Source organism: Mesorhizobium sp. M7A.F.Ca.MR.362.00.0.0 (assembly GCF_004023175.1).
Classification (GTDB): Bacteria; Pseudomonadota; Alphaproteobacteria; order Rhizobiales; family Rhizobiaceae; genus Mesorhizobium.
In genome coordinates, this window is the sequence record NZ_RZTF01000173.1 from 7494 (window position 1) to 12552 (window position 5059).

Here is a 5059-nt window from a genome sequence, read left to right on the forward strand (position 1 = left end):
GCGCCGGCACCGCGCCGCGCTCCAGGCAAAGGCGTTCGCCCATCCGGTTCATGTCGGTGGCGCGAATCTCAAGGATTTTTCCGAGCAGCGGCGGCATGGCCGGCGCCCGGGTGAACTCCAGCACCGGCGACCACACCACGCGTGCTTCCGGCCATTTGGCGCGCAGGCCGTAGAGCAGGCCGCCGAACTCCTTCTTGAAGCGCGGCACGGAGTGAAAATTCTTGGTGTCGTTGGTGCCGATGGCCAACACGATATGCGTCCACGGTTCGGCCGACAGATTGGGCAGGACATGGTCGCGTATCTGGCCCGACGTTGCCGAATTGAAGCCGGCCGCCCGCCAGCGCACGGTGCGGCCTGTGCTTTGTGAAATCAGCACGGCGAGTTGCGCGGCAAGCCCATGTTCCGAATTGCCTATGCCGACCGACGCGGCGGACGAATCGCCCAGCACCAGAAGCGAGATATCAGGCGCCTTGCCTGATATTTCGTGCATGACCGGCCCTTGCGCCGGCAGCATGCGCGTGGTGCGGCGTCGCACGCCGAGGCCTTGCCAGATATAGACCGGGAAGGCGAGCCAGGTGAGTAGGGACGGGAAGCGCATAGCAGTACCGTTAAACGATCAGCGGCAGCCTTAGCGCATGTTTTGGTCGACGGGAACGCTCTTCAATCGCAGCAACTCGCCTGCCCCGCTTGCTTGCCCTGATATTCATCGTGCAGCCGCACCCAATCCATCAGTCCGTGATAGGGGCCGTTCTCGTTGCGGCCCTTCGGCGTCATGTCGAGATAGTTGTAGGCGCCGATCTGCGCCTCGCCGCCGCGGGCGCGCGACATGAAGGTGAGGAAGATGTCGCCGGCCTCGTCCCGGTAGAAAACGCTGGTGCCGGGAAGCTCCTTCGATGTTCGTGGACGGGTCTCGAAATTGTAGGTGGTGTCGCCCGCGGCGATCTGCTTGTCGGTGAAGGAGACCTGCATGTCGAAGTTGAAATCCGAGGCATAGGACGACACCCAGTCGAACTTCCAGCCCATGCGCTGCTTGTAAGGCAGAAGTTCCGCCAGTGGAGCGCGCGAAACCACGACCAGCGACACGTCGTGATGCCGCAGATGCTGATTGGCGCCGTCGATATGATCTGCAAGGAATGAGCAGCCCTCGCAATGACTGACGCAGCCCGGCCCGAACATGAAGTGATAGACGATCAGCTGGCTGTTGCCGGCAAACAGGTCGGCCAGTCTCTTCGGCCCTTGCCCGGTTTCGAAGACATAGTCCTTCCGGATCTTCAGCCAGGGCAATTCACGTCGCTCAGCCGCTATCCGCTCGCGGAGCCGCGTCAGTTCCTTCTCGCGCGCCAGATGCGCCTTGTGCGCCTGGAACCAGTCTTCGCGCGAAACGATCTTGTTGCGATGCATGAACCTCTCCCTGAAGTGTCATTCCAAGGACGTTCGGGATGAGCACAACCCGACATCGCCCGAGAGGAAATAAGGACGGAGAGGCTCCGCCCCAAGCCCGGCAAGTCACAAACAAAAAAACCCGGGCGCATCGGCCCGGGTTCGAAGGAGGAAGAAAGGACTGTGATCAGGCGGCCTGTTCCAGGCTCGCCTTCCATTTTCCGAGCGCTGCCAGATGGTTCATGTGGGCGCGATGGGTGAAGGCGGCCTGGCCGGCGGCAACGTTCGAGGCCTTGCCGCTCCAGGCTTTCTGTGGCGCGGCCTGCAGTGCGCGGCCATAGGAGAAGGTCAGCTTCCACGGGTGCGGCCCGATGGCGTTGATGGCGTTGAGGTTGGCGGTCGCCTCCTCGTCCTCCTGGCCGCCGGAGAGGAAGGCAATGCCCGGCACCGCTGCCGGCACGGTTTCGCGGAACAGTTTTATGGTCTTTTCGGCGACTTCTTCGGGGCTGCTCACCTTGCCCGACTTCCTGCCGGCCAGCACCATGTTCGGTTTCAGGATGGTGCCTTCCAGCACGACGCGCGCCGCATGGAGCTCGTCATAAAGCTTGATCAGCGTTGCCTTCGAGATGTCGTAGCAGGTGTCGATATCGTGGGCGCCATCCATCAGCACTTCCGGTTCGACGATCGGCACAATGCCGGCCTCCTGGCAAAGGGCTGCATAGCGGGCGAGTGCGTGCGCGTTCGAGCCGATCGAGGTCCCCGAAGGCACGCCTTTGGCGATATCGATGTCGATCACCGCGCGCCATTTGGCGAAGCGGGCGCCGAGCTTGTAGTAGTCGGCAAGGCGCTCGCGCAGGCCATCGAGGCCTTCGGTGATGGTATCGCCGGGAAATCTGGCCAGCGGCTTGGCGCCGGCGTCGACCTTGATGCCGGGGATGGCGCCGGCCGACTTGATGATGTCGACCAGCGGCGTGCCGTCGGCGGCCTTCTGGCGGATCGTCTCGTCATAGAGGATGACGCCGGAGATGTAGCGGGTCATCGCCTCCCTGGTGCGGAACATCATCTCGCGGTAGTCGCGGCGGCTGTCGGCTGTCGATTCGACGCCGATGACGTCGAAGCGCTTCTTGATGGTGCCCGAACTTTCGTCGGCGGCCAGCAGGCCCTTGCCATCGGCGACGATCGCGGCGGCAATGTCTTCGAGACGTTCGCTCATTGTTGCTTCTCCTGAAACGGTTGTTCCGCGCTTAACGGAAGTCTACCGCCAAAGGAATGGCATCGGAAAGCTCGAATCGATTGAAAGCCTCGGGCAGCCTTGTTTGCTCTCCGAGTGTTGATCGCCGCGGAGCCTCAGCGCTTCAGCACATCGACACCGGGCAGCGGCTTGCCTTCCATCCATTCCAGGAAAGCGCCGCCGGCGGTCGAGACATAGGTGAAGTCGTCGGCGACGCCGGCATGGTTGAGCGCCGCGACCGTATCGCCACCGCCTGCGACCGAGACCAGCCTGCCTTCCTTGGTGCGCGACGCCGCGTGCCTGGCAGCCGCTACCGTCGCATGATCGAAGGGCGCGATCTCGAAGGCGCCGAGCGGGCCGTTCCAGACCAGTGTCGCGGCGCGGTCGATCCATTCGCCGATGGCCGTCACGGTTTTGGCGCCGACATCGAGGATCATGCCGTCGGCCGGCACGTCCGATATGGCGACGGTCTCGCATTCCGCGCCCGCCTTGAACTCCTTGGCGACGACGCCGTCGACCGGCAGGATGATGGCGCAGCCGGCCTCGGCCGCCTCGATCATGATCTGCTTGGCGGTCGCGGCGAGATCATGCTCGCACAGCGATTTGCCGACATTGGTGCCACGCGCGGCAAGAAAGGTGTTGGCCATCCCGCCACCGATGACGAGGGCATCGACCTTCTTCACCAGGTTCATCAACAGATCGATCTTGGTCGAGACTTTGGCGCCGCCGACAATGGCGACGACCGGACGAACCGGTTTTCCCAGGCCCTTCTCCAGCGCCTCAAGCTCGGCTTGCATGGTGCGGCCGGCAAAAGCCGGCAACAGATGCGCCAGCCCCTCCGTCGAAGAATGCGCGCGGTGCGCGGCCGAGAAGGCGTCGTTGACGAAGATATCGCCATTGGCGGCGAGTTTTTCCGTGAAGGCCGGATCGTTCTTCTCCTCGGCCTTGTAGAAGCGGGTGTTTTCGAGCAGCAGCACGTCGCCCTTGTTCATGGCGGCGACAGCGCTTCCGGCCGTGTCGCCGACGCAATCCGAGGCGAAACCGACGGGGCGGCCGAGCACGTCGGCTGTCGCCTTGGCGATCGGTTCCAGCGAGAATTCGGGCGAGGGGCCATCCTTGGGTCGGCCGAAATGGGCGAGCAGGATGACCTTGGCACCCTTGCCTGACAGCTCGGCGATGGTCGGCGCGATGCGTTCGATGCGGGTGGTGTCGGTGACTTTGCCCTCAGTGACAGGCACGTTGAGGTCGACGCGCACCAGCACACGCTTGCCGCTGATGTTGCCGATATCGTCGAGTGTCTTGAAGGCGGCCATGCGGGGTTCCTTTCGCGAAAAACCGGGGGACCATACCCCGCATCGGTGTCGATGCAAGGCTTAGGGCGCGCTCGAACCGAAATTTTGAAGTGGGCACGATCTTACACCGGCGGGGCGGATGAATGGCAGCGCTCAATAGCGGGTTTGTCAGCTTTCGGTTGCTGCCTTTTCCGGCGCTGGCTCCGGGGCCTGCTTTTCGTCCGCCCGCGCCTCGGCCTCCTGCGTCTCGGTCGGCTTGCGCCAGTTGCGGATGAAGGCGGAAAGACGATCGCCGATTTCGCCGGCGCTGAGGAAGACCGGCACCCGCGCCACCGGCGCGGTCGGCTCGAACGAGAGGCCGAGGCCTATGATCTTGCCCTTGTCGTCGACGTCGCGGACGATCAGTTCTATCGGGCCGAGCAGGACGCGGTCGGCGTATTCGGCATGGCCGCCGAGCCGCGCCGTGACCAGCGCGCCAACGGTGAGCTTTTGCTCCGCTTCGGTCAGGCCTGGCGTATAGGCCGCTTCCAGTTCAGCGGCGGAGCGCGCGGGGTCGACGGCGAAGGCACCGAAGAAATCGGCATCCTCGGGATCGACCACTGCACGGCTCGCGAACAGCTTGTCGAGCAGGCGCGGATAGCGGTCCGGCACGAAAATGTAGACCTGGTCGCCGGCGGCGAGCCGGCCCATGTCCTGGAAGCGCATCGAGCGGCCGTCGCGCAACACCAGCGAGGGTCGCGCCCAGCGTGGGATGCGCTCGCCGCGCGCCACCGGGCTGCCGTGTGCAACGCGATAGGCAAGAAGCTCGTGATGGGCCGAGCCCGGCAGTTCCAGCTCGACCTTGTCCAGCGGTCCGAGCCGTGCCGGCACGATCAGACCGAGGCGGCGCGCCAGCGGTCCGACTGTCCAGCCCTGGATGACCAGCGACACGAGTACGATGATGAAGGCGGTGTTGAAGATGACACGGCCGTTTTCCAGCCCGCCCAGCAGCGGGGTGATGGCGAGCAGGATCGACACCGCGCCGCGCAGGCCGACCCAGGAGACGAAGGCGACCTCGGGGCGCGGCAGACGGAACGGGATCAGGCAGAGCCAGACCGCGATCGGACGGGCGATGAACATCAGGAACAGGCCGAGCAGCACCGCCGGCACCATGATC

The 5059-nt window shown here is 64.3% G+C and carries 5 protein-coding genes; all 5 read right to left on the reverse strand.

Annotation, left to right across the window (positions count from 1 at the left end; all coding sequences use genetic code 11):
* On the reverse strand, nucleotides 1-598 hold a 598-nt coding region (locus EOC06_RS20445; RefSeq protein WP_245469849.1), incomplete at its 3' end, for an SGNH/GDSL hydrolase family protein.
* Nucleotides 599-660: 62 nt separating this feature from the next.
* Nucleotides 661-1401, reverse strand: a complete 741-nt coding sequence (locus EOC06_RS20450) for a thioredoxin family protein (protein WP_127271085.1) — start codon at nucleotides 1399-1401, stop codon at nucleotides 661-663.
* A 166-nt stretch (nucleotides 1402-1567) separates the two neighbouring features.
* Nucleotides 1568-2593 (reverse strand): class I fructose-bisphosphate aldolase, encoded by a 1026-nt coding sequence (locus EOC06_RS20455; RefSeq protein WP_128308631.1) that lies wholly within the window; start codon nucleotides 2591-2593, stop codon nucleotides 1568-1570.
* Nucleotides 2594-2727: 134 nt separating this feature from the next.
* Complete coding sequence (pgk, locus tag EOC06_RS20460) at nucleotides 2728-3924, reverse strand: phosphoglycerate kinase (RefSeq protein ID WP_127322155.1); 1197 nt, start codon at nucleotides 3922-3924, stop codon at nucleotides 2728-2730.
* A 147-nt stretch (nucleotides 3925-4071) separates the two neighbouring features.
* The coding region (locus EOC06_RS20465) for a potassium/proton antiporter (protein ID WP_128308632.1) at nucleotides 4072-5059 on the reverse strand (988 nt) is incomplete at its 5' end.

Excerpts from the sequence above, each read along its gene's own strand:
- EOC06_RS20450 (WP_127271085.1), bottom strand. The coding sequence starts at position 1,401 with ATGCATCGCAACAAGATCGTTTCGCGCGAAGACTGGTTCCAGGCGCAC.
- EOC06_RS20455 (WP_128308631.1), bottom strand. The coding sequence starts at position 2,593 with ATGAGCGAACGTCTCGAAGACATTGCCGCCGCGATCGTCGCCGATGGC.
- pgk (WP_127322155.1), bottom strand. The coding sequence starts at position 3,924 with ATGGCCGCCTTCAAGACACTCGACGATATCGGCAACATCAGCGGCAAG.